We start from the raw sequence: 19,822 nt of genomic DNA, 5'->3' as shown, positions 1-19,822 counted from the left end.
CTTTGTCAGGCGCTCTTTGTTTGGCGTTCCGGCGTCGTCACATCGGCCGCCGGATTTGCTGCGCCCGCTCCGGCTCGACCACCTTGCGGTAGAGATGCCAGGTGGCGTGGCCGAGCACCGGCATGACCACGGCGAGCCCGGCAAACAGCGGGATCGAGCCGATCACCAGCAGCACGGCTACCATCAACCCCCACAGCGCCATCTGCAGCGGGTTTGCCATCACCGCGCGCGCCGAGGTCTCGATGGCCGAAACAGCGCCGACATCTCGGTCGAGCAACAGCGGGAAGGAAACCACAGTGGTGGCGAGCACGACAACGGCGAAGACAAAACCGGCGGCATTGCCGGCGAGGATCAGGGTCCAGCCCTTGCCGGTCGTCAGCACCTCGCGGACAAAGTCACCGATCGATGCCGGCGGCTGGTCGCCGAACAGGCCGGTGTAGATCGACTGCGCGGTGTAGAGCCACAACAGGAACAGCGCCACCAGCATGATACCGATCGCCGCGATCGACGGTATTGCCGGCGAGTGACGCACATCGAGGGCATGCCGCCAGGAGGTGTTCATGCCGAGTTCGCGGCGGCGGCTGATCTCATAAAGGCCGATGGCGGCAAACGGGCCGACCAGGGCGAAACCCGACATCAGGGGATAGATGAGCTGGATGGCATTGGCGCCGGACGTCCATCGCGTCAGGATCAGGCCGACAACGGGGTAGATCAGGCACAGGAACACGTAGTGCGATGGTTTTGCCCAGAAGTCCTCGGCGCCGAGGCGCAGCGCATCCCTGAGATCCGCCGTGGTGATGCTGCGAACCGTGGGCTGTACGTGCGCCCCGTGTGCGTCCGCCATGACATGAAAGCCGGCCATAACCTTCCTCCCGTGTGTCGGGGACGGTCACCGCCCGGATGGCCGCCCGCAGCTGCCACTAGTAGATGTAGCACCATAGCCGATTTGCCAGGGGTTGTCGCCGCGTCAATAGCTTGAAGCTGCTCCTCGTGCTCATCTCTCGCTGTCACCTCTCATATGGCCGTGCGTTGGCAGGCTTTCGTTTTGGTCGGCCATCTTGCTGCATTTAAGCATTACAAATTTTAGTAATTACTGAAATAGCGCGTAGAGACCCCCTGGCGTATCACTTGGACTTTACAGGTTTTGGCGAGGGGCGATGTTCGCATTGAAGAGCTTCTGGTCTTCGGAGCGCGGCAACTTTGCCATGGCGACCGCCATAGCAATGTTGCCGATAATGCTTGTCGTGGCCGGTACCATCGATCTGACTGGCACGAGCGACGACGCCGCGCAATTACAGAATTCGCTGGACGCGGCTGGGCTTGCCGTCGGGACAAAGTACCTACCCAGCATGACCGCGAGTGATGTGCAGGAGCTTGGGCTGGCATTCTTTACGGCCAATATGAGCGTCGCCGACCAGCAGGAGTATACGGGCAGCGTCTCCGCCTTTTCGGCAAGCGCCAGCGGCGACCCGAGTGCCTATTACATCTCGGTTTCGTCCAGCATCAGCCGTCCGAGCTTCATCAATGGCGCGGCCCCCTGGCCAGCCCACCGCTCGGCCACGGTCAAGATGCACCCCGGCGCGCAGGCCTGTGTGCTGGCGCTCGATTCACATGCGTCGGCCGCCGTGAGCCTGCAGGGCTCGACCGATGTCTCTATGAGCAGTTGCGTGATCGCGGCAAACTCGGATGCGTCCGATGCTGTCAGCAGAGGCGGTTCGGCGCAGGTGTCGGCAGGCTGCGTCTCGACCGCCGGCGGCACTTCCGGGCTTTCGCCTCCCAACGCCAATCTTACCTGCGGTGCGCCGCTCGAACATCAATATGCGTCTTTCGACCCACTGGCGGACATCGTCCCACCTCCCTACACATTGTGCCTGCCCGTGCCGAACGGCAAAACTTACACGCTGTCGCCAGGCACGTATTGCGACAAGACCTTGTCGGGGAACATCACGCTCAATCCGGGCGTCTACATCCTGCGCGGCACCACCATAAAGCCGGGCGGCAACGGCAGCCTGAACGGCCAAGGCGTGACCATATTCCTCATGGAGGACGCACAGATCTACATAAATGCAAATGAAATGGTGAACCTGTCCCCTCCCACCAGCGGTCCCTACGCTGGCATTACCATTTTCGAGAGCCACGGCAACACTTCGGCCTTGACGCTGAACGGCGGCGCAAATTCCGTGATCAGCGGGTTCGTCTATGCGCCTGACGCGCCCATTTCCTTTGCCGGCAACTCAGATATGAGCGGTCAAGGCGACTGCCTGAGGCTTGTTGGCCTGACCGTACTGATGACCGGCAACTCATCCATCAAGACCGACTGTACAGCCATGTTTGGAAATCGCGAGATGTATGCAAGCCGCCTCATCACCCTGGTGAAATGAGCGGGCAACGGCCGTTTCGATTCCAGATTTCCACCGCCCTGCCCGGCAAAAGCCATGATCGCGACTATCTCAGGCAGGCATGACCACTTCGGGAATCGAACACGAGCAGATCGCGAACTTGAACAGGCGCAAATGGCTCAAGGCAGTCGGCCTTGCAGCCCTGGCCGGGCTTGCCGCCTGCAGCACCGTTTCGCTGCCGACCGGCGAAGGCGCCGGCGTCTCCTCGTCCGCCACCGGCACGCTGGCCAGCATCCGAGCCTCGACCGGGCTTCCGCCGCTGGTCCCTGACCCACAGCTCGAGCAGGCCGCCCTGCAGCAGGCCGGCTACATGGCGCTGCGTGGCCGCATGAGCCACACCACCGGCTGGGGCAAGGATTTCGCCTCGCGCGTCAAGGACAATCGCATTGCTGGCGCCGCCGCAGAGAATATTGCCGAGGGCCGTTTCGACCTGCAGAAGCTGTTCGACATATGGGCGCATTCGCCCGACCACCGCCGCAACATGCTCGACCCGCGCTTCACCCGCTTTGGCCTCGCCTATGTGCGCGACGGCCGCGACGGCGCCCTGCGCTACTGGAGCCTTGTGCTCGGAAGGTAAGGCGGGATTCCTCTAGCTGGTCGTCGCCTTGAATTTCGAGGGTGACGACATCTAGTCCATGTGTGCGGCTGGTGCGCCACCGGCGGGCGCCTGCTTTGGCTTGCGCAGCAGGAAAACGAACGGAATGGAAATCAGCGTCATCACCATGAGTATTTTGAAGTCATTGACGTAGGAGATCATCATCGCCTGCAGATTGACCATCCGATCCACCTCCGAAAGCGCCATTGGATCGCCGCTCGCGGCCGCCGGCGATACCGCCCACAGATTGGGGTTGAACGGATTGATGAACGCCGAAAGCTCGGTGTGATTGACCTGCGTGTTGCGCACCATCAGAACCGTCACCACCGAAACGCCGATGGACGAGCCAAGATTGCGCACCAGGCTGAACAAGGCCGTGGCATCGGTGCGGAAGCGCACGTCAAGCGTGGCGAACGCCACGGTCGACAGCGGCACGAACACCATTCCCATTCCCAGGCCCTGGATCACGCCCGAACTGATGATCAGCCAGTTGTCCATCTGCGGCGTGAAGCTGGACATGGTGTAGAGTGATTGCGCGGTCAGCAGAAAGCCGATGACGACCAGGATCCTGGCGTCGATCTTGCTCATGATCCGCCCGACGACGAGCATCGAAATCATGGTGCCGATACCACGTGGCCCAAGGACAACGCCAATGGTGATGGTTGGATAGCCGAAGATGGTCGACAGCATTGGCGGCAGCAACGACATGCTCGCCAGGATGAGCACACCCATGACGAAGATGAACGCCAGCCCGGTAACGAAATTGCGGTCGAGGAAAATCTTGGGATCGATGAAGGGATGTTCGGCCGTCACCGTGTGGATAATGAACACCCAGAAGCCGGTCAGCGAAAGACCAAGCTCGATCCAGATCTCATTCGAGGAAAACCAGTCGACCTCGCCGCCGCGATCAAGCAACAGCTGAAGCGCGCCGACGCCGAGCGATATCATGGCGAAGCCGAAGAAATCGAAACCGCGCACCCGCCGGGCAACAGCCGGCAAATAGGCGGCCATGCCGAGGAAGGCGACAATGCCGACCGGCAGGTTGATGAAGAACACCCAGCGCCAGTTGAAATTCTCGGTCAGCCAGCCACCGAGCGTCGGGCCCAGAATTGGCCCCAGCATGATGCCGGCCCCCCAGATCGCCATCGCCTGGCCATGGCGTTCTCTGGGGTTGATGTCGAGCAGGAAGGTCTGCGACAACGGCACGATCGCGGCGCCGAACACGCCTTGCATCAGCCGGAAGAACACTATGCTCTCCAGGCTCCAGGCGATGCCGCACAGCATCGAGAACACGGTGAAGCCGACCACCGCCGTCAGGAACAGTTCCTTGCGGCCGAAGCGGTCGGCCAGCCAGCCGGTGACCGGCGTCATGATGGCTGCGGCAACGATGTAGGACGTCAGCACCCAGTTGATGTTGTCCGGCGAGGCGCCGAGATCGCCGGTCATGGTCGGCAGCGCAACGTTGGCGATCGTCGTGTCGAGCGCCTGCATGATCGTCGCCAGCATGAGCGCGACCGTAATCAGGCCACGATGCGGCACTTCTTTGAAGGGTTCGGGCGTGCTCATGATGCGGAACTTCCGGCAGGTAACAAAATCGTGTAGAACAGGTTTCCGGGCGGCAAGGCCTTCCGTTGAGAGACCCTCATTCGCGGTGGGACGCGATGGTCGATGTGGGGGTTACGTCGACCGAAAGTCTCTGATGAGCGGATGCCTGCCGCCCGGAAACATGAGGACCGAGGGGTCCGTGTCGAAGATTTCAGATTCCGGTCGAGTCGCGACGCGACTCCAACCAAACGCTGATGCTTCCCATCCTCCCATCAGACCAATCCTGCTACTGGCTTGCACCCGCTTGGTTCCCACGGGCTTGCGCCATTCTACTACACCGCTTAGCCCGCCGTAGCGTGGCCGAATATGGCGGGAAACCCGCGGGCAACGCCGGTGTCGACGGTAACGGTCGCGCTCATGCCGGTGCGCAACGCCATCTTGGCGTCGGCATCGGTCAGTTCCAGGCGCACCGGAATGCGCTGCGTGACCTTGACCCAGTTGCCTGTGGCATTCTGGGCCGGCAGCAGGGAGAATTCGGCTCCCGTGCCGGCGCCGATCGCCTTGACCGTCGCCTCGAAAGTTCTGCCCGGATAGGTGTCGACCATGATCTCGGCCTTCTGGCCGGGCTTCATGTGGGTCAACTGGGTTTCCTTGAAATTGGCGTCGATCCAGGTGTCGCCGGTCTCGACCAGCGAAAACAGCGGTGTGCCGGAGCCGACATACTGACCGACCTTGAACGACGAGGCCTGGCTGACGATGCCGTCGGCCGGCGCCTTGACCGTGGTCTGCGCCAGATCGTAGGCCGCCTTGTCGCGCGCGGCGAGCGCGGCCATCACGGTCGGGTGCTTGTCTGTCTCGATGTCTGGATTGCCGCCAAGGGCTGCCTTGGCGCTGATGATGCCTTGCTCGGCAACGGCAAGCTGCTGCTTTGCCTTGTCGAGATCGTTCTTGGCCTGGTCGAGCGACGACTTGGCGTTGATGCCCTTCTGGGCAAGGTCGGCGGCACGGTCGAACTGGGACTGGGCGAAGTCGACCTCACTGGCATCGGACCTTTGCTGTGCCATCGACTGCCCATAGGCCGCGCGCAGCTGCTCGACATTGAGACGCGCGCCCGCCACCGCCGCGTCGGCCTGGGCCAGCGCGATCCGGTAGGGCTCCGGGTCGATGGCAAACAGCACATCGCCCTGTTTGACCAGCTGGTTGTCGGCAATGTCGACCTGAACGATGCGGCCGGCCGTGTCGGAAGCAATCGACACCTTGGCCTGCTGCAGATTGGCGTTCTCCGTCTCCTGGTAGCGGCCGCCGGTGACCCAGACGTAACCGCCGCCGATAGCCAGCGCCGCAGGCAGCGCAACCATCAGCAGGGAGCGGCCCAGCCCGCGCTTCTTCTTCACCGGCGCCGGGGCCGGCTGCATCGGAGGAGCAACCGCCACCGGGGCCGCGGCCGGCTGCGCCGGCGCGTCCATTTCCAGCTCGGTCACCTTCTCGTCTATCTTGGCTACCGCGTTCATGCTGCTGCGCCTTCTGCACTCTTCACTTTTTCAACGGACGGCGTCTCGTCGTCAGTCAGGTTGCGGACCATCGCCTCAAGTCCCTCGATCAGGACGCGACGGGCTTCCGGTTTCACGCCGACCAGCGATTCTTCATAGACTTCTCCCGCAATGCTCTTGATTACGGCGTAGGCGTCGCTCGCCTTGGGCGTCAGGAAGATCATGCGGACGCGGCGATCGGCTGCGTCGGGGCGGCGCTCGATCCAGCCACCCTCCTCCATACGGTCAACCAGGCGCGAAACGCTGATCGGCTCGATTTCAAGAAGTTCGGCCAACCGCGCCTGCGCGACACCATCTTCCTTGGCAACACGGACCAGAAGCCGCCATTGCGCCGAAGAAAGCCCCAAGCCACTGGCCCTCGCCTCGAAGCGCTTGCGCATCAGGCGCTGCACGTCGTGGATCAAGAAGCCCAATCTGTCTATGCCATCAGAAACCATGAGCGGCATATATAATAAGCGTGCTTATTATTCAAGATGCCGGGTTGCACCAGAAACCGGCAAATGTGCATGACGGCCGTGCTTCGCAATCATGGTTAGCGGGTGGTGAACGTCTGGTCGGTGGCCATGGCAGTCGGCATGACCGCATCCACCACATCAGGATGTGCGCGCTAGAGAGGCGCCGCTTCGTGCCGCTAGTCGAGTGTGACAGATTGATGTACAGCCGCTGTCAGGATCGGGGGATCAACCAAAAATGCCGACGCTCTACGCTCTCAAGCCAGCTTTCCAGGGAAGGCTGCGGCCGCTGGTCAATCGGCTGGCGGCAATCGGGGTCACAGCAAACAGCATAACCATCCTGGCCGCCCTGATGTCGATCGCGGCCGGGACGGCCATCGCGATCTTGCATGAATGGCGCTCGCTGCTGCTCGTTCCCGTGGTGATGTTCGTGCGCATGGCGCTGAATGCAGTGGATGGCATGCTGGCGCGGGAACACGGGCAGGCTTCGACGCTCGGCATGTATCTGAACGAGCTTTGCGACGTCGTTTCGGACCTTGCGCTGATCCTGCCGTTCGCCGTCTTTCCACAGTTCAGCCCATGGGGCGTCGTCGCCTTCGCCCTCACCGCTGTGCTGACCGAATTCGCCGGCGTGCTCGGCATCGCTGCCGGGATCGGGCGAAATTATGCCGGGCCGTTCGGCAAGAGCGACAGGGCGCTGGCGCTTGGCGTGGTCGCCGTGCTGTGCGCCGCCGGCCTCTGGCCGACTTCCATCGTGCCGCTTGTGTTTCCGGCCATGGCAACGCTTTCACTGTTGACCGCCATAAACCGGATACGCGCTGGCCTTATTGGCAGCGCCAGCTAAGCATCGAGGCTTCGCCATGCCGCCCGAGGGAAAGACCATGAAGCACGAACCGATCGCCGCGGAAAGCCTTGAGCGGCAAGCGCAAGAGCGTGTCTTCCGCAGCCATGACGGGACGGAGATCTTCTACCGCTTCTGGCCGGCAGCTTCCGCCAATGCCAAGGGCGCGGTGGTGCTGTTCCACCGCGGCCACGAGCATGGCGGTCGCATGGCCCATCTCGTCGACGAACTGCAGATGCCGGACCACGCCCTCTATGCATGGGATGCCCGAGGCAATGGCCGCTCATCCGGCGAGCGCGGCTATGCCCCTTCCTTCTCGGCCCTGGTGCGTGACATCGACTGCTTCATGCGCGAGATTGCCGCCAGGGATGGCTTTGCCACGCAGGATATTGCGCTGATCGCGCAATCCTTCGGCGCCGTGCTCACTGCGGCCTGGGTCCACGACTATGCGCCGAAACTGCGTGCCATGGTGCTGGCTTCACCGGCCTTTTCGGTCAAGCTCTACGTACCGTTCGCCAAGGAAGGCATCGCGTTCTGGCAGAACATCAAGGGCCGCTTCTTCGTCAATTCCTACGTCAAGGCGAAGTTCCTGACCCATGATCCCGTGCGCATCGCCTCCTTCGAGAGCGATCCGCTGATCACGCGGCCGATCGCCTCCAACATCCTTGTGGAACTCTACCAGCACGCGGCACGCATCGTTGCGGACGCCCGCGCCATCACCGTGCCGACGCAGCTTCTGCTTTCCGGCAGCGACTGGGTGGTGCGCCACGGCCCGCAGCACGCGTTTTTCGTCAATCTCGGCAGCCGCACAAAGGAACGCCATGTGTTGCCGGGTTTCTTCCACGACACGCTGGGCGAGCGCGACCGCGCGCAGGCCCTCGACCTGATCCGGCCGTTCCTGGAAAAGCAGTTCGCCTCGCCGGATGCGCCTGTCGACCTGAAGCAGGCGGACATCGCCGGGTACACGCGCGACGAGGCCGACAGGCTTGCCTCGCCGCTCGACCTCTTGTCGCCCAAGGGCCTTTATTGGGCGTTCAGCCGCGCGTCCATCCGCATGGGCGCCTGGGTCTCGTCGGGCATGAAGGCGGGCGTCACCACCGGCTTCGATTCCGGCTCGACGCTGGATTATGTCTACGAGAACGACGCGCGGGGTCTTACGCCGCTTGGCCGCTTCGTCGACCGCATCTTCCTGGAAGCCATTGGCTGGCGCGGCATCCGCCAGCGCAAGCTGCATCTTGAAGAGCTGATCGGCTCTTGCCTGGCGACGCTCAAGGCCACCGGCCGGCCAGCGCACATTCTCGACATCGCCGCCGGCCATGGCCGCTATGTTCTCGATGCCATCGTGAAGAGCCCCGACCAGCCGGCGAGCGTGCGCCTGCAGGACTACTCCGACCTCAATGTCCAGCTTGGCCGCAGGTTGATCGCCGAGCGGCAATTGCCGGCGAGCGTGTCGTTCCAGCGCGCGGACGCTTTCGATGCCGACATGCTCGCCTCGATCGATCCGGCGCCCGACCTCGCCATCGTTTCCGGCCTCTACGAACTGTTCTCGGACAACGCCATGATCGCCCGCTCGCTCGGTGGATTGGCCAGCGCCATGCAGCCGGGCAGCTTGTTGCTCTACACCGACCAGCCCTGGCATCCACAGCTTGAGATGATCGCCCGCAGCCTGACCTCGCATCGCGGCGGCCAGGCTTGGGTGATGCGCCGGCGCACGCAAGGCGAGATGGACCAGCTCGTCGAAGCCGCCGGTTTCGAAAAGCTCGAGCAGCGCATCGACCAATGGGGCATCTTCACCGTCTCGGTCGCGCGGCGCCGCTGAGCAGGATGGTGTCATCGCTTGCATCCACGGTGCGCGCAGAACCTTATGGCCGGGTGGTCGTCAGGGCAGCGCTTTGGCTGGCCTTCCTAGCGCCGTTCTTCTACCTCAGCTACGGCTTCGCCAACTGGCTGGCGTCGCGGCGCGACGACGTCGGCAGCATCGTGTTCACCTGGGAACACAGCATCCCCTTCCTCGCCTGGACCATCGTGCCTTACTGGTCGATCAACCTGTTCTACGGCCTGTCGCTGCTGCTCAACGACAGCAGGCAAGGGGTCGACCGCCTGGCCGGGCGTTATCTCACCGCGCAGATCGTCGCCGTCGCCTGTTTCATCCTGTTCCCGCTGACACTGACGTTCGTGCGGCCCGCAACGAGCGGCCTGCCGGGCTTCCTGTTTGCCGTGCTTGGCGGTTTCGACAAACCGTTCAACCAGGCGCCCTCGCTGCACATCGCCCTGCTGGCAATCATCTGGGATCACTGGCGCCACCGGCTCGGCGGCCTCCTCCTGCCGCTCTGGCATGGCTGGTGCTTCCTGATCGGCGCCTCGGTGCTGACAACCTGGCAACATCATTTCATCGACATCCCGACCGGCGCGCTGCTCGGGTTCTTCGCCCTGTGGCTGTTTCCGCGCACTGGCGAACTGCCGTTTTCAGGCGCCCGGCTGACCAGCGATGCCAAGGCGCGCCGGCTGGCGCTGTTCTATGCGCTGGGCGCCCTCCTTGCGCTGGCCGGAGCCGCGCTCGGCGCCTTCTTTTCCGCCACGGCACTCATCCTGCTTTGGCCGGCATTGGCGCTGGCCATCGTCGCCTTCGGCTATGCCGGGGCTGGCGCAAAGGTGTTCCAGAAAACTGCGGAAGGTCATGTGTCCCTGGCAAGCCGCGTCCTGCTTTGGCCCTACCGGCTGGGCGCTGGGGTGAATGCCGCGATTTGGACGCGTAAGCTCCCGCCGTTCGTGGCCGTCAGTCACGGTGTCTTTCTCGGCCGCTTTCCGACGGCAAGCGAGGCCCGCGGCTTCGGCACCGTGATCGATCTCGCCGCCGAACTTGAAAAACCGGCGGGAGCAGATTGCCGCTGGATCAGCTTTCCGATGATCGATCTGTTGCCGCCGCCCGTGACGATGCTTGAGCAGGCAGCCAGCGCGCTGGAGAGTGCGCGCCGCGACGGCACCGTGCTGGTCTGCTGCGCGCTCGGCTTCCAGCGCAGCGCCGGCGTGGTCGCCGAATGGCTGGTGGCGACCGGCAGGGCCAGGACGCCGACGCTTGCCCGCGAGATGCTGATGGCCACCGGCCGGCCGGTTCATCTTGCCGAGGCCAAGGAGCGGGCGGCGTCATGACGGGCAATGCCGACCAGGAACGCGCCGGTCGCTTCGCCCGCACGCTGATGCAGCAGGCCGCATGGCCGGCCGCGATTGTGGTGGCCGCAAATATCCTTGCGCCTTTGGTTGCTTCGGCACGCGGCGCCTTCGAGACCTTGCCCGCAGCCATCGCGCTGTCCCTCACAGCCGCGAGCGCGGTTGCCGTGCTGGCGCTGTCGGCGCTCCTGGTGTTCGACGCGCTGTTGTTCCGGCTGATGGCCAGCCACGATGACGAGGCTTCCGGTGGTGCCGCGGTGGATGACATACTGGCGCGCATGCGCCTGAAACCATCGCCGTCCACGACACGCTCGCTTGATGACCGCATGGCCGGCACCCGTCGCCTGCTGTTCAAGCAGCGCGCCGCGCTCGCCCTGTTTGCCGCAGCGCTACTCGCCACGGGGTTTTGGGCGCCGCGATGAGCAAGCTTTCGCTCAAGACCTTCACCTTGCTGCAGACGGTAACCTCCGTTGGCCTGTCTGCGCTGGCCTGGGTGGTGACCGGGGTGCGTCCGATCTGGAATGGCAGCCTGCCGTCCGACCGGCAGCGCATCTATTTCGCCAATCACACCAGCCATGGCGACTTCATCCTGCTGTCGGCCTGCCTGAGCGAGAAGGAGCGCGCCGTCACCCACGCGGTTGCCGCCGGCGAATACTGGGGTAAGTCGCGGCTGCGCCGCTTCATCGCCGAGGACATGCTGTCGTCGGTGCTCATCAACCGGCAATGGACGAAACCTGAAGAAAACCCGATCGAGATCATGCTTTCGGTTCTCGACCAGGGCCATTCGCTGATCCTGTTTCCCGAGGGCACGCGCAATATGACCGAGGATCCGCTGCTGGCTTTCCGCTCCGGACTCTACAATCTGTCGATGGCACGGCCGGAGGTCGAGCTGATCCCATGCTGGATCGAGAACATGTCGCGTGTGCTGCCCAAGGGCCAGTTCCTGCCGGTGCCGCTGCTGTGCCGCGTCGTCTTCGGCGCGCCGGTGGCGGTGGCTCCAGGCGAAGAACGCCGCGCCTTTCTCGAGCGCGCCCACGCCATGCTTCTGGCGCTCAACCCGCGCCCCGAGCGAGACGATTGATGCGCCACGAAATCTCCATTCTGATCATCGGCCTGCTGGCGGTGCTGACCACCGCCAGCATCGTCGCGGCCATACTTTCGGCGCGGGCGCCGAAGCCGCTCAGTTCAACGCTGGTCAACCTCACCCAGCGCATCAACGCCTGGTGGGTGATGGTGGTGTTGATAACGGTCGCCTTCTTCTTCGGCCGCGACGGTATGACCATCCTGTTCGCGCTGATTTCGTTTGCGGCGCTGCGCGAATTCGTGACGTTGACGCATACAAGCCGCAGCGACCATTGGGTGCTGCTCGGCATGTTCGGCATCATCATACCGTTTCAATACTGGTTGGTGTGGACCGCCTGGTACGGGCTCTTCGTCATCTTTATTCCGGTCTATTGCTTCCTGCTGATGCCAGCCATCACCGCGCTGCATGGCGACACCGAACGGTTTCTCGAGCGGATCGCCGCCCAGCAATGGGCGGTGATGATCTCGGTCTATTGCGTCAGCCATGTCCCGGCGCTGCTGACCCTCAATGTGCCAGGCTTCGAAGGCCGCAACCTGTTGCTGATCGCCTTCCTGATCATCGTCGTGCAAGGCAGCGACGTGCTGCAATACATCTTCGGCAAGCTGTTCGGAAAACACCGTTTTTCGCCGAACGTCTCGCCGTCGAAAACCTGGGAGGGGCTGATCGGCGGGCTGGTGTCGGCGAGCCTGCTCGGCGCGCTGCTGTCGTTCGTGACGCCGTTCTCGCCGCTGCAGGCGGCAGCCGTGGCCTTCGTCGCCTGCTCGATGGGTTTTCTGGGTGGACTGGTCGCCTCGGCCATCAAGCGCGACCAGGGCGTCAAGGACTGGGGCCATCTGATCGAAGGTCATGGCGGCATGATGGACCGCACCGACAGCCTGGTGTTCGCTGCTCCGGTCTTCTTTCACATCGTGCGCTATTTCTGGACGGTGTGAGCGCCTGTTTGGAATCTCTAGGCTGGGTCGGTTGAGCGCCAGATGCTTGACGGCGTAGGTGCGGCAGTCTCTTGTCCCGACAGGCTCGGCCGGCAAAAGAGGTGCCACATGGAAAAGATCATACTGGACTGCGACCCTGGGCATGATGACGCTATCGCCATCTTGCTGGCGGCAGGCAATCCACAGATCGATCTCCTCGGCATCACCACGGTGTCGGGCAACCACAATGTCGAAAACACCACACGCAATGCCCTTTCGGTATGCACCGCCTATGGCATCAAGGTGCCGGTGGCGAAGGGCTCTCCCGGCCCGCTCCTCATCGATCAGGTGCTGGCCATCGAGATCCACGGCGAAACCGGGCTCGATGGCCCTGTGCTGCCGACCGCCTCGTTCGAGCTCGACAAGCGCCATGCCGTCGACTTCATCATCGATACGGTCATGGCGCATGAGCCGAAGACGATCACGCTGGTGCCGGTCGGTCCCTACACCAACATCGCGCTGGCCGTCCGCAAGGACCCCCGCATCGTCGAGCGGGTGAAGCGCGTCGTCGCGATGGGGGGAAGCCATACCAGAGGCAACATCACGCCCGCGGCTGAGTTCAACGTCTATGCCGACCCGGAAGCCGCCGATGTGGTGTTCCGGGCCAACTGGGACGTCACCATGGTGGGTCTCGACCTGACGCATCAGGCGCTCGCCACCAAAGAGCTTCAGGACCGGGTGCGCACCGTCGGTGGCCCGATGGCCAAGTTCATTCTCGATATCTGGGAGTTCATCGCGACCACGCATGGCGGCCTCCTGCAGATCGAGTATCCCGCGGTCCATGACGCATGCTGCGTCGCGGCCATGATCGACTCGACCGTCTTCACCACCGAGAAGGCCGACATCCGCGTCGAGCTTGCCGGACGGTGGACCAAGGGCATGACGGTCTGCAATTTCGAGAAGATGGGTGGCATGCACCATTTCGGCGGCACGGCGAGCGAGCAGGTCGACTTCCGCCACACCGTTGCGATGAAGCTCGACCATCAAAAATTCTGCGATTTGATCGTGGATGCGCTGGAGCGGCTGACGAGGCAGAAGGGGTGACGCACCCTTCCTCCGGATAGTCGTTCGTAGCGATATCGCTATCTTCGTCCGTGACGTCACGCGCCCCGTGTGATCCAGCGAACTCTTACCCACGGCGATCAGAGCCGGTCGACTTGCCGGTGAGGGTTGCGAACGCGCGCAGGGCGGGGTCTTGACCCCGCCCTGGATCTGACAATCTACAAGAGCTTACTTGCCAGCGAGCTGCTTGGCGTTCTCGGGCGTGATCGCGGTCGTGTCGACGGTGACGGTCGAATCCACCGACGTCGCACAATCGAGCAGGATCTTCTTCGACATCTCGATCGCTTCCTTGGCACCGGTCGGATAGGTGAAGGTCGCGGCCCAGTCGCCTTTCGCCACCGCCTCAATGCCGCCGGCAGGTCCCGGCAAGCCATCGGTGCCGATGATCTTGACGTCCTTGCCGGCGCCCTTGGCGGCGAGCAGCGCGCCGGCCGCCATCATGTCGTTCGAGGCATAAAGCACCTTGATATCGGGGTGCGCCTGCAGCATGGCCGAGAAGGCGGTCTGGGCTTTGTCCGGCACCCAGTCGGCGGCCTGCTCGGCGACGACCTGGATCTTGGCATTCTCCTTGACGCCATCCTTGAAGCCGTTCAGCCGTTCGACCGCGGGCGTAGAGCTTGGCAGTCCTTCGAGCACGGCTGCTTCGCCACCATCAGGCAGCAAGGTCTTGGCAGTATACTTACCCGCCTCGAGCGCGATCTTGTAATTGTCGCCGCCGATGAAAGCGGTGTAGTCCTTGCCGGGATCGCCGACCGTCTTGCGATCGAGTTCGATGACCGGGATGCCGGCATCCATGGCGCGTTTGACCGCCGGCGTCAGCGGTGCCGCCTCGAAGGGCGAGATCAGTAGCAGATCGACCTTCTGGGTGATGAAATTGTCGACCTGCGAGGTCTGCGTGTTGACGTTGCCGGCACCGTCGGCGATCTGCAGCGTGAAGCCCGGCACTTCCTTGGCCGCCGCGGTCAGCTCGTCATTGACGTGCTGACGATAGGGTTCGGCATTGTTGGCTTGCGAAAAGCCGATGATGAACTGGCCGTCCTTGGCGCAGGCCTTGACCATCGGATCGGCAGCCTGTGCGGCTCCCGCGATGCACAGGCCAGCGCCTGCCAGAAGCACAGCCTTGAGGGCACGCCTTTGTCTTGTGGTTTTCATACTCACTCTCCTCCTCGTCGGGCCGGGGCCAGACCTTGGTTGACTTCGACTTCCTGCCGCCAACCTCCTAACGACCCAAACCCTCGCGGCGGCGAACGAGGGATTGAAGCACTGCCGCCAGCACGATGATCGCGGCGGTCGCGAGCAGCTGCATGGCGGGGGTGATGTTGTTGAGCTGAAGGATGTTGGCGAGCGCGCCGAGCATAATGGTGCCGGCGACGGTGCCGACCATCGAGCCGGCGCCGCCGAACAGGCTGGTGCCGCCGATGACCACTGCGGCAATCGCGGTGAGCTCGTAGCCCATGCCGTCATTGGCACTGCCAAAATTGAACTGGCCGGCATGCACGATGCCGGCAAGTGCGGCGGCAAAGCCGGTGATGGCGTAGACCGATATCTTGACCATCGACACCGGCACGCCGGAAATACGCGCCGCGCGCTCGTTGCCGCCGACGGCAAAGACATAGCGGCCGAAACGTGTGGTGTTGAGCACGATGGTGGCGATCGCGGCAAAGACGATGAACACGATCGTCGCCACAGGCACGGTGTTGTCGAACAGCCGCTCACCCAGCACCGCGAACACCGGTGGCGCCAGCCCCGGCCCGTCGCCATAGGAAATGTTGATGTACTGATTGCCCGACACGACCAGCGCCAGTCCGCGCGCCGCCTGCAGGCCGGCGAGCGTCACGATGAACGGCTCGAGCCGGAAGCGGCTGGAGATGGTGCCCTGGATGACGCCGAAGACGATGCCCATGACGAGCACCGCGAGGATGGTGGGGATGAGCCCGAAGCCGCCCGAAATCATCATCGATGCGGTGACGACGCTGGAGAGCCCGAGCACCGCGCCGACAGAAAGGTCGATGCCGGCAGTGATGATGACGAAGGTCATGCCGATGGCGATGATGCCGGTCTCGGACACGGCGCGAACGATGTTGGCGATGTTGTCGGGGTTGAGGAACAGGATTTCGCCATGCCGGCGCGGCGAGAAGATGACGCCACCGATCGCCACGACGACGAGGCCGATCAGGCTCTGGAAGCGCACCACCAAGGCTAGCGGATCGCGATGCACCGGTGCTGTGGCCACCGGGCCGCTTGCCGCCGAAATCTTCTGCTCAGACATCAGGCCTCCCTGCCATTTGCCGCGTCAAGCACCGTGTGCTCGTCGACGCCGCCGATGAATTCCGCCACGTTGCGCCCTTGGCGCAGCACCACGATACGGTCGCACAGGCCGATCAGCTCCGGCATCTCGCTGGAAGCGACCAGGATGCCGAGGCCCTGTGCAGCCAGTTGCCGCAGCCGCGTGTAGATCTCACCCTTGGCGCCGACATCGACGCCGCGCGTCGGTTCGTCGAGCAGCAGCAGCCGGGGATTGCCGAGGATCTCCTTGGCGAGCACCACCTTCTGCTGATTGCCGCCCGAAAGCGCGCCTACGGCGATGTCGGGATTCTTCGGCCTGATATCGAACTGGCCGAAGGACTGCTTCACCGCGTCCGCCTGCCGGCGCGCCGACATCAGCCCGAAGGGTGAGATGCGCCGGATCACCGACATGACCAGGTTGAGGCCCACCGCCATCCTCAGCATCAGGCCGCTGCCGCGCCGATCGTCGGTGACGAAGGCGATGCCGGCGTCGCGGGCGGCTTTGATGGAATCGAGCTTTACCGGGCGGCCGTCGACCGCGACATCACCCTCCCAGCGGCCGGTAAGGCCGGTGCCGTAGAGCGCGCTCAAGAGTTCGGTACGCCCTGCCCCCATGATGCCGGCCAGCCCGACGATCTCACCCGCCTTGACGTCGAGTGAGATGCCTGTCGGCGGCTGCCATCCAGCGCTTTCATGGGCGAGCCTGAAGCTCGCATTGCGCAGGCTGAGCAGCGTCTTGCCAGCCTCCCGGGCGCGTTCGGGATAAAGCTCATCCAGCGGTCGCCCGACCAGAAGGCGTACCAACTCGGCCTGCGGCGCGTGCGGCTCGGTGACGCCGGCGACGCGACCGTCGCGCATCACCGTTACCCGGTCGGCGATCTGCGGCACCTCTTCCAGACGATGCGAGATATAGACGATGCCGACGCCGCTGGCGGCGAGCTTGCGCATGATGTCGAACAGCCTTTCGACCTCGCCCACCGTCAGTGCTGCCGTCGGCTCGTCCATGATCAGCACGCGCGAGGCGTAGGACAGTGCCTTGACGATCGCCACCACCTGGCGCTGGCCGATCGACAGGTTCGCCACCATGCTGGCGGGATCGATGGCAAGCTCTATGGCTTCGAGCCGCTTGCGGGCCTCGCTGCGCATCGCCGGCACGTCGAGGAAGCCGCCCGGCCGCATCAGTTCGCGGCCGAGGAAGAGGTTGGCCGCCACGTCGAGCGTTGGCACCAGGTCGAGTTCCTGGAAAATGGTGGCGATGCCAGCTGCCTGCGCTTCACGCGGGTTGTGGAAGCGCACTGGCTTCCCGTCGATCTGGATGGTGCCCTCGTCCGGCGCATAGACACCCGACAACAGGTTCATGAGGGTCGACTTGCCAGCGCCGTTTTCACCGAGCAGCGCGTGGATCTCGCCGGGCTTGAGGTCGAAGTCGACGCCACGCAGCGCCTGGACGCCGCCAAAGCGCTTGACCGCGCCGGTGACCGACAGCAGCGGCGCACTCATGCCGGCCTCGCGCAGGATTGACGGACCTGCAGCGCGGCCTGCAGCCGCACCGCCTGCGGTTCCAAATCGGTGGATGCGATGCGGGCGCAGAGCAAGGCAGCCGCCTGTCGTCCGATCTCGGTACATGGCTGCGCGACAAGCGTCAGGCGCGGCTCGAAGCAGTCTGCCCATTCGAAATCGTCGAATCCGGCGAGCGAAAGGTCCGCCGGTATCGAGAGGCCTCGTTCGCGGATCGCCCGCACCGCTCCGATCGTCGTCATGTTGTTGCCGGTAACCAATGCCGTAGGCGGCGAAGGCAATGACAGGATGGCGTGGGTCGATGCCGTTGCGCTCGCCGTGTCGACGTTCTCCGGCGAGACATAGTGCGGCAGGCACTCAAGTCCATTGGCCGCCAGCGACCCGCGAAAAGCGTCGATGCGTTCGCGCGTCGTCGCCAGGTCCGGCTGGCCGGCGATGTAGCCGATGCGTTTGTGGCCGAAGGAGGCGACGTGATCGATCAGCGCGCGCATCGACGACTGGTTCTCGACGCCGATCTGGTCGAAGCGGTCGTCGGCGAAGCGGTCGATGAGCACACAGGGCAGCTTCTTCTCCGCCAGATAGTCGATGGCCCGCTGCGGCGCGCCCGACGGCGCCAGGATGACGCCGTCGACTCGCCGCTGGTGGAAAGCGCGCACCACCGAAAGCTCGCGGTCGGGATCCTCCTGCGTGTCAGAGAGGAAGACCATGAGGCCAAGACGTGCGCATTCGGCCTCCACCGCGCAGATAATGTCGGTGAAATAGGGGTTTGAAATCGCCGAGATCGCCAGGCCCACGCTGTTGGTCGAGGCCACTTTCAACGACCGTGCCAGCTCGTTGGGCTGATAACCCATGGCGGCGATCGCATCATTGATGAGCTGAGCCTTCTGCGGCGAGACAAAGCGGGTGCGGTTGATAACATGCGAAACGGTCGAAACCGACACGCCGGCGCGGCGCGCTACCTCAGCCATTGTCGGCATGATGACTCAAACGGAGTGCTGGCAAGCGCTCCTCCCTGATGATGCGTTCCAGTCCGCTCTCATTGTTCTTGGCGGATTTTGGGAAACCATAGGACCATCGAAACGTTTGCGCAATCGCTTCGATAGCCTTTTCCGGCCCAATTCTCGTCGCCCCCGAAAGATGGGCGTCTTGCAGGATCGGCCGATCACCTTCGTTTCGATTTTGCTCGATGGGCATTCGATGAAACTGGCCGGGGTATCCCTTGGCGCTGTCAAGCGACAGCTCTGCCGAGGCTTGTCCACTCAAGGCGACAGTCCCGGCCCGCGCCGTGCCGGCATCCTTGCCGCGCCGATAGCTCCACGCGGTGGCGGCTCCCGCACAAGCAGACGTCCAACTCAACCAAACATCGGAAAATTTTCAGAAACGAATCGGGATTTTTCGGCCCCGAAATCGCAAGACCATGCGGCTGGCGAAAAAGTCCGCACTGTTCAAGGAGAAGAAAAATGAGCATGTCAAAGACCAAGGTCCTCATTGCCGGCGCCGGGCCGACCGGGCTGACGCTAGCGCTCTGGTTGACGCGGCTCGGCGTGCCGGTCCGCATCTTCGACAAGGCGTCCGCTCCGGGCGAAACCTCGCGTGCGCTGGCCGTCCAGGCACGTACGCTGGAGTTCCATCGCCAGATCGGCATCGTCGAAGACGTGCTCGCCGCCGGCGTGCGGATCGAACAGCTCACCGTGCACACGCCGGCCGGCATTGCGGCCAGGCTGCCGCTGGCCGACTTCGGCCGCGGCATCAGCCCCTACCCGTTCGCTTTCGCGTTGCCGCAGGACATCCACGAGCACGTGCTGATCACGCACCTGGAACGCGCCGGCATCGAGGTCGAGCGCAACACGGAGCTGGTCGCCTTCGAGGACAAGGGCGATGCTGTCGTCGTTACCTTGAATAGGGACGGCCGCACTGAAACGGTCAGTGCCGCCTACCTGGCCGGTTGCGATGGCGCTCGCAGCGCCGTGCGCCACGGGCTGAACATCGGCTTTCCCGGCGGCACCTACGAACAATCCTTCTACGTCGCCGACGTCGACGGTCGCGGCGACGTCACACGCAATGGCATGGACACTGTCATCAGCGCCTATGGCTTCGCCATCGTCATGCCGGTCCGGCAATCGGGCTCCCTGCGCCTGATCGGCATCGTGCCGAAAGCGCATGAGGCCGACGAGTCGATCACCTTCGAGACGATCCGCGCCGATGTCGAGCGTGACACCGGCGTCAAGGTTCATCAGGTCAACTGGTTCTCGACCTACCGCGTGCATCATCGAGTCGCCGAGAATTTCCGCATCGGCCGGGTGTTCCTCGCCGGCGATGCCGGCCACATCCACAGCCCGGCCGGCGGCCAG

Annotated in this window: 19 protein-coding genes; 10 read left to right on the top strand and 9 right to left on the bottom strand. The window is 63.7% G+C overall.

Features of this window, described 5'->3' with window-relative positions; all coding sequences use genetic code 11:
- Positions 1-37 precede the first annotated feature (37 nt).
- Positions 38-862, bottom strand: a complete 825-nt coding sequence (locus AC0ZT5_RS33065) for a DUF2189 domain-containing protein (protein WP_488499853.1) — start codon at positions 860-862, stop codon at positions 38-40.
- 295 nt (positions 863-1,157) lie between these two features.
- Between AC0ZT5_RS33065 and AC0ZT5_RS33060 the strand changes: the two genes are divergently transcribed.
- Both AC0ZT5_RS33060 and AC0ZT5_RS33055 read left to right on the top strand, forming a co-directional pair.
- Positions 1,158-2,381, top strand: a complete 1,224-nt coding sequence (locus AC0ZT5_RS33060) for a TadE/TadG family type IV pilus assembly protein (protein WP_488499852.1) — start codon at positions 1,158-1,160, stop codon at positions 2,379-2,381.
- A gap of 79 nt (positions 2,382-2,460) precedes the next feature.
- The gene (locus AC0ZT5_RS33055; protein ID WP_488499851.1) at positions 2,461-2,976 is read left to right on the top strand and encodes a CAP domain-containing protein; all 516 of its coding nucleotides are present in this window, start codon (positions 2,461-2,463) and stop codon (positions 2,974-2,976) included.
- Between the two features lie 51 nt (positions 2,977-3,027).
- Here AC0ZT5_RS33055 and AC0ZT5_RS33050 read toward each other — a convergent pair whose 3' ends face one another.
- The 3 genes from AC0ZT5_RS33050 to AC0ZT5_RS33040 all read right to left on the bottom strand — a co-directional run bounded on the left by AC0ZT5_RS33050 (position 3,028) and on the right by AC0ZT5_RS33040 (position 6,526).
- The gene (locus AC0ZT5_RS33050; protein WP_457151775.1) at positions 3,028-4,560 is read right to left on the bottom strand and encodes a DHA2 family efflux MFS transporter permease subunit; all 1,533 of its coding nucleotides are present in this window, start codon (positions 4,558-4,560) and stop codon (positions 3,028-3,030) included.
- 320 nt (positions 4,561-4,880) lie between these two features.
- Complete coding sequence (locus AC0ZT5_RS33045; RefSeq protein WP_488499850.1) at positions 4,881-6,050, bottom strand: HlyD family secretion protein; 1,170 nt, start codon at positions 6,048-6,050, stop codon at positions 4,881-4,883.
- A complete protein-coding gene (locus AC0ZT5_RS33040; RefSeq protein WP_457151787.1) occupies positions 6,047-6,526 on the bottom strand; it encodes a MarR family winged helix-turn-helix transcriptional regulator in 480 nt (159 codons plus the stop codon). Before AC0ZT5_RS33040 ends, AC0ZT5_RS33045 begins: the two co-directional genes overlap by 4 nt.
- A gap of 253 nt (positions 6,527-6,779) precedes the next feature.
- On the opposite strand from AC0ZT5_RS33040, the gene AC0ZT5_RS33035 reads away from it, so the two are divergent.
- The 7 genes from AC0ZT5_RS33035 to AC0ZT5_RS33005 all read left to right on the top strand — a co-directional run bounded on the left by AC0ZT5_RS33035 (position 6,780) and on the right by AC0ZT5_RS33005 (position 13,649).
- Positions 6,780-7,385 (top strand): CDP-alcohol phosphatidyltransferase family protein, encoded by a 606-nt coding sequence (locus tag AC0ZT5_RS33035; RefSeq protein WP_488499849.1) that lies wholly within the window; start codon positions 6,780-6,782, stop codon positions 7,383-7,385.
- A 37-nt stretch (positions 7,386-7,422) separates the two neighbouring features.
- A complete protein-coding gene (locus AC0ZT5_RS33030; RefSeq protein WP_488499848.1) occupies positions 7,423-9,201 on the top strand; it encodes a bifunctional alpha/beta hydrolase/class I SAM-dependent methyltransferase in 1,779 nt (592 codons plus the stop codon).
- A gap of 5 nt (positions 9,202-9,206) precedes the next feature.
- Positions 9,207-10,532 carry a phosphatase PAP2/dual specificity phosphatase family protein gene (locus AC0ZT5_RS33025; RefSeq protein ID WP_488499847.1) on the top strand — a complete coding sequence of 442 codons (1,326 nt, stop codon included), beginning with the start codon at positions 9,207-9,209 and terminating at the stop codon, positions 10,530-10,532.
- On the top strand, positions 10,529-10,972 hold the full coding sequence (locus tag AC0ZT5_RS33020; protein ID WP_488499846.1) for a hypothetical protein: 444 nt from the start codon (positions 10,529-10,531) through the stop codon (positions 10,970-10,972). Before AC0ZT5_RS33025 ends, AC0ZT5_RS33020 begins: the two co-directional genes overlap by 4 nt.
- Positions 10,969-11,631 (top strand): lysophospholipid acyltransferase family protein, encoded by a 663-nt coding sequence (locus AC0ZT5_RS33015; protein ID WP_488499845.1) that lies wholly within the window; start codon positions 10,969-10,971, stop codon positions 11,629-11,631. Before AC0ZT5_RS33020 ends, AC0ZT5_RS33015 begins: the two co-directional genes overlap by 4 nt.
- Positions 11,631-12,566, top strand: a complete 936-nt coding sequence (locus tag AC0ZT5_RS33010) for a phosphatidate cytidylyltransferase (RefSeq protein WP_457151782.1) — start codon at positions 11,631-11,633, stop codon at positions 12,564-12,566. The genes AC0ZT5_RS33015 and AC0ZT5_RS33010 overlap by 1 nt, the downstream gene beginning before the upstream one ends.
- A gap of 108 nt (positions 12,567-12,674) precedes the next feature.
- The gene (locus tag AC0ZT5_RS33005; RefSeq protein WP_488499844.1) at positions 12,675-13,649 is read left to right on the top strand and encodes a nucleoside hydrolase; all 975 of its coding nucleotides are present in this window, start codon (positions 12,675-12,677) and stop codon (positions 13,647-13,649) included.
- 186 nt (positions 13,650-13,835) lie between these two features.
- Here the strand turns inward: AC0ZT5_RS33005 and AC0ZT5_RS33000 are convergent, their stop codons facing one another.
- From AC0ZT5_RS33000 to AC0ZT5_RS32980, 5 genes are all read right to left on the bottom strand, one after another.
- Positions 13,836-14,819 carry a substrate-binding domain-containing protein gene (locus tag AC0ZT5_RS33000; protein WP_488499843.1) on the bottom strand — a complete coding sequence of 328 codons (984 nt, stop codon included), beginning with the start codon at positions 14,817-14,819 and terminating at the stop codon, positions 13,836-13,838.
- A gap of 67 nt (positions 14,820-14,886) precedes the next feature.
- Entirely contained in the window at positions 14,887-15,936 is a 1,050-nt protein-coding gene (locus AC0ZT5_RS32995) for an ABC transporter permease (protein WP_488499842.1), read from the bottom strand.
- Positions 15,936-17,453, bottom strand: coding sequence for a sugar ABC transporter ATP-binding protein (locus AC0ZT5_RS32990; RefSeq protein WP_488499841.1), 1,518 nt, complete (start codon positions 17,451-17,453; stop codon positions 15,936-15,938). The genes AC0ZT5_RS32995 and AC0ZT5_RS32990 overlap by 1 nt, the downstream gene beginning before the upstream one ends.
- On the bottom strand, positions 17,450-18,448 hold the full coding sequence (locus AC0ZT5_RS32985) for a LacI family DNA-binding transcriptional regulator (RefSeq protein ID WP_488499840.1): 999 nt from the start codon (positions 18,446-18,448) through the stop codon (positions 17,450-17,452). Before AC0ZT5_RS32985 ends, AC0ZT5_RS32990 begins: the two co-directional genes overlap by 4 nt.
- Positions 18,432-18,734, bottom strand: coding sequence for a hypothetical protein (locus tag AC0ZT5_RS32980; RefSeq protein WP_488499839.1), 303 nt, complete (start codon positions 18,732-18,734; stop codon positions 18,432-18,434). Before AC0ZT5_RS32980 ends, AC0ZT5_RS32985 begins: the two co-directional genes overlap by 17 nt.
- 197 nt (positions 18,735-18,931) lie before the next feature.
- Here AC0ZT5_RS32980 and AC0ZT5_RS32975 point away from each other — a divergent pair.
- Positions 18,932-19,822: FAD-dependent monooxygenase (locus AC0ZT5_RS32975; protein WP_488499838.1), on the top strand; the 891-nt coding region annotated here is incomplete at its 3' end.

It is taken from the genome of Mesorhizobium sp. CNPSo 4670 (genome assembly GCF_057784235.1).
This window is presented reverse-complemented; position numbering and strand designations above follow the sequence as displayed.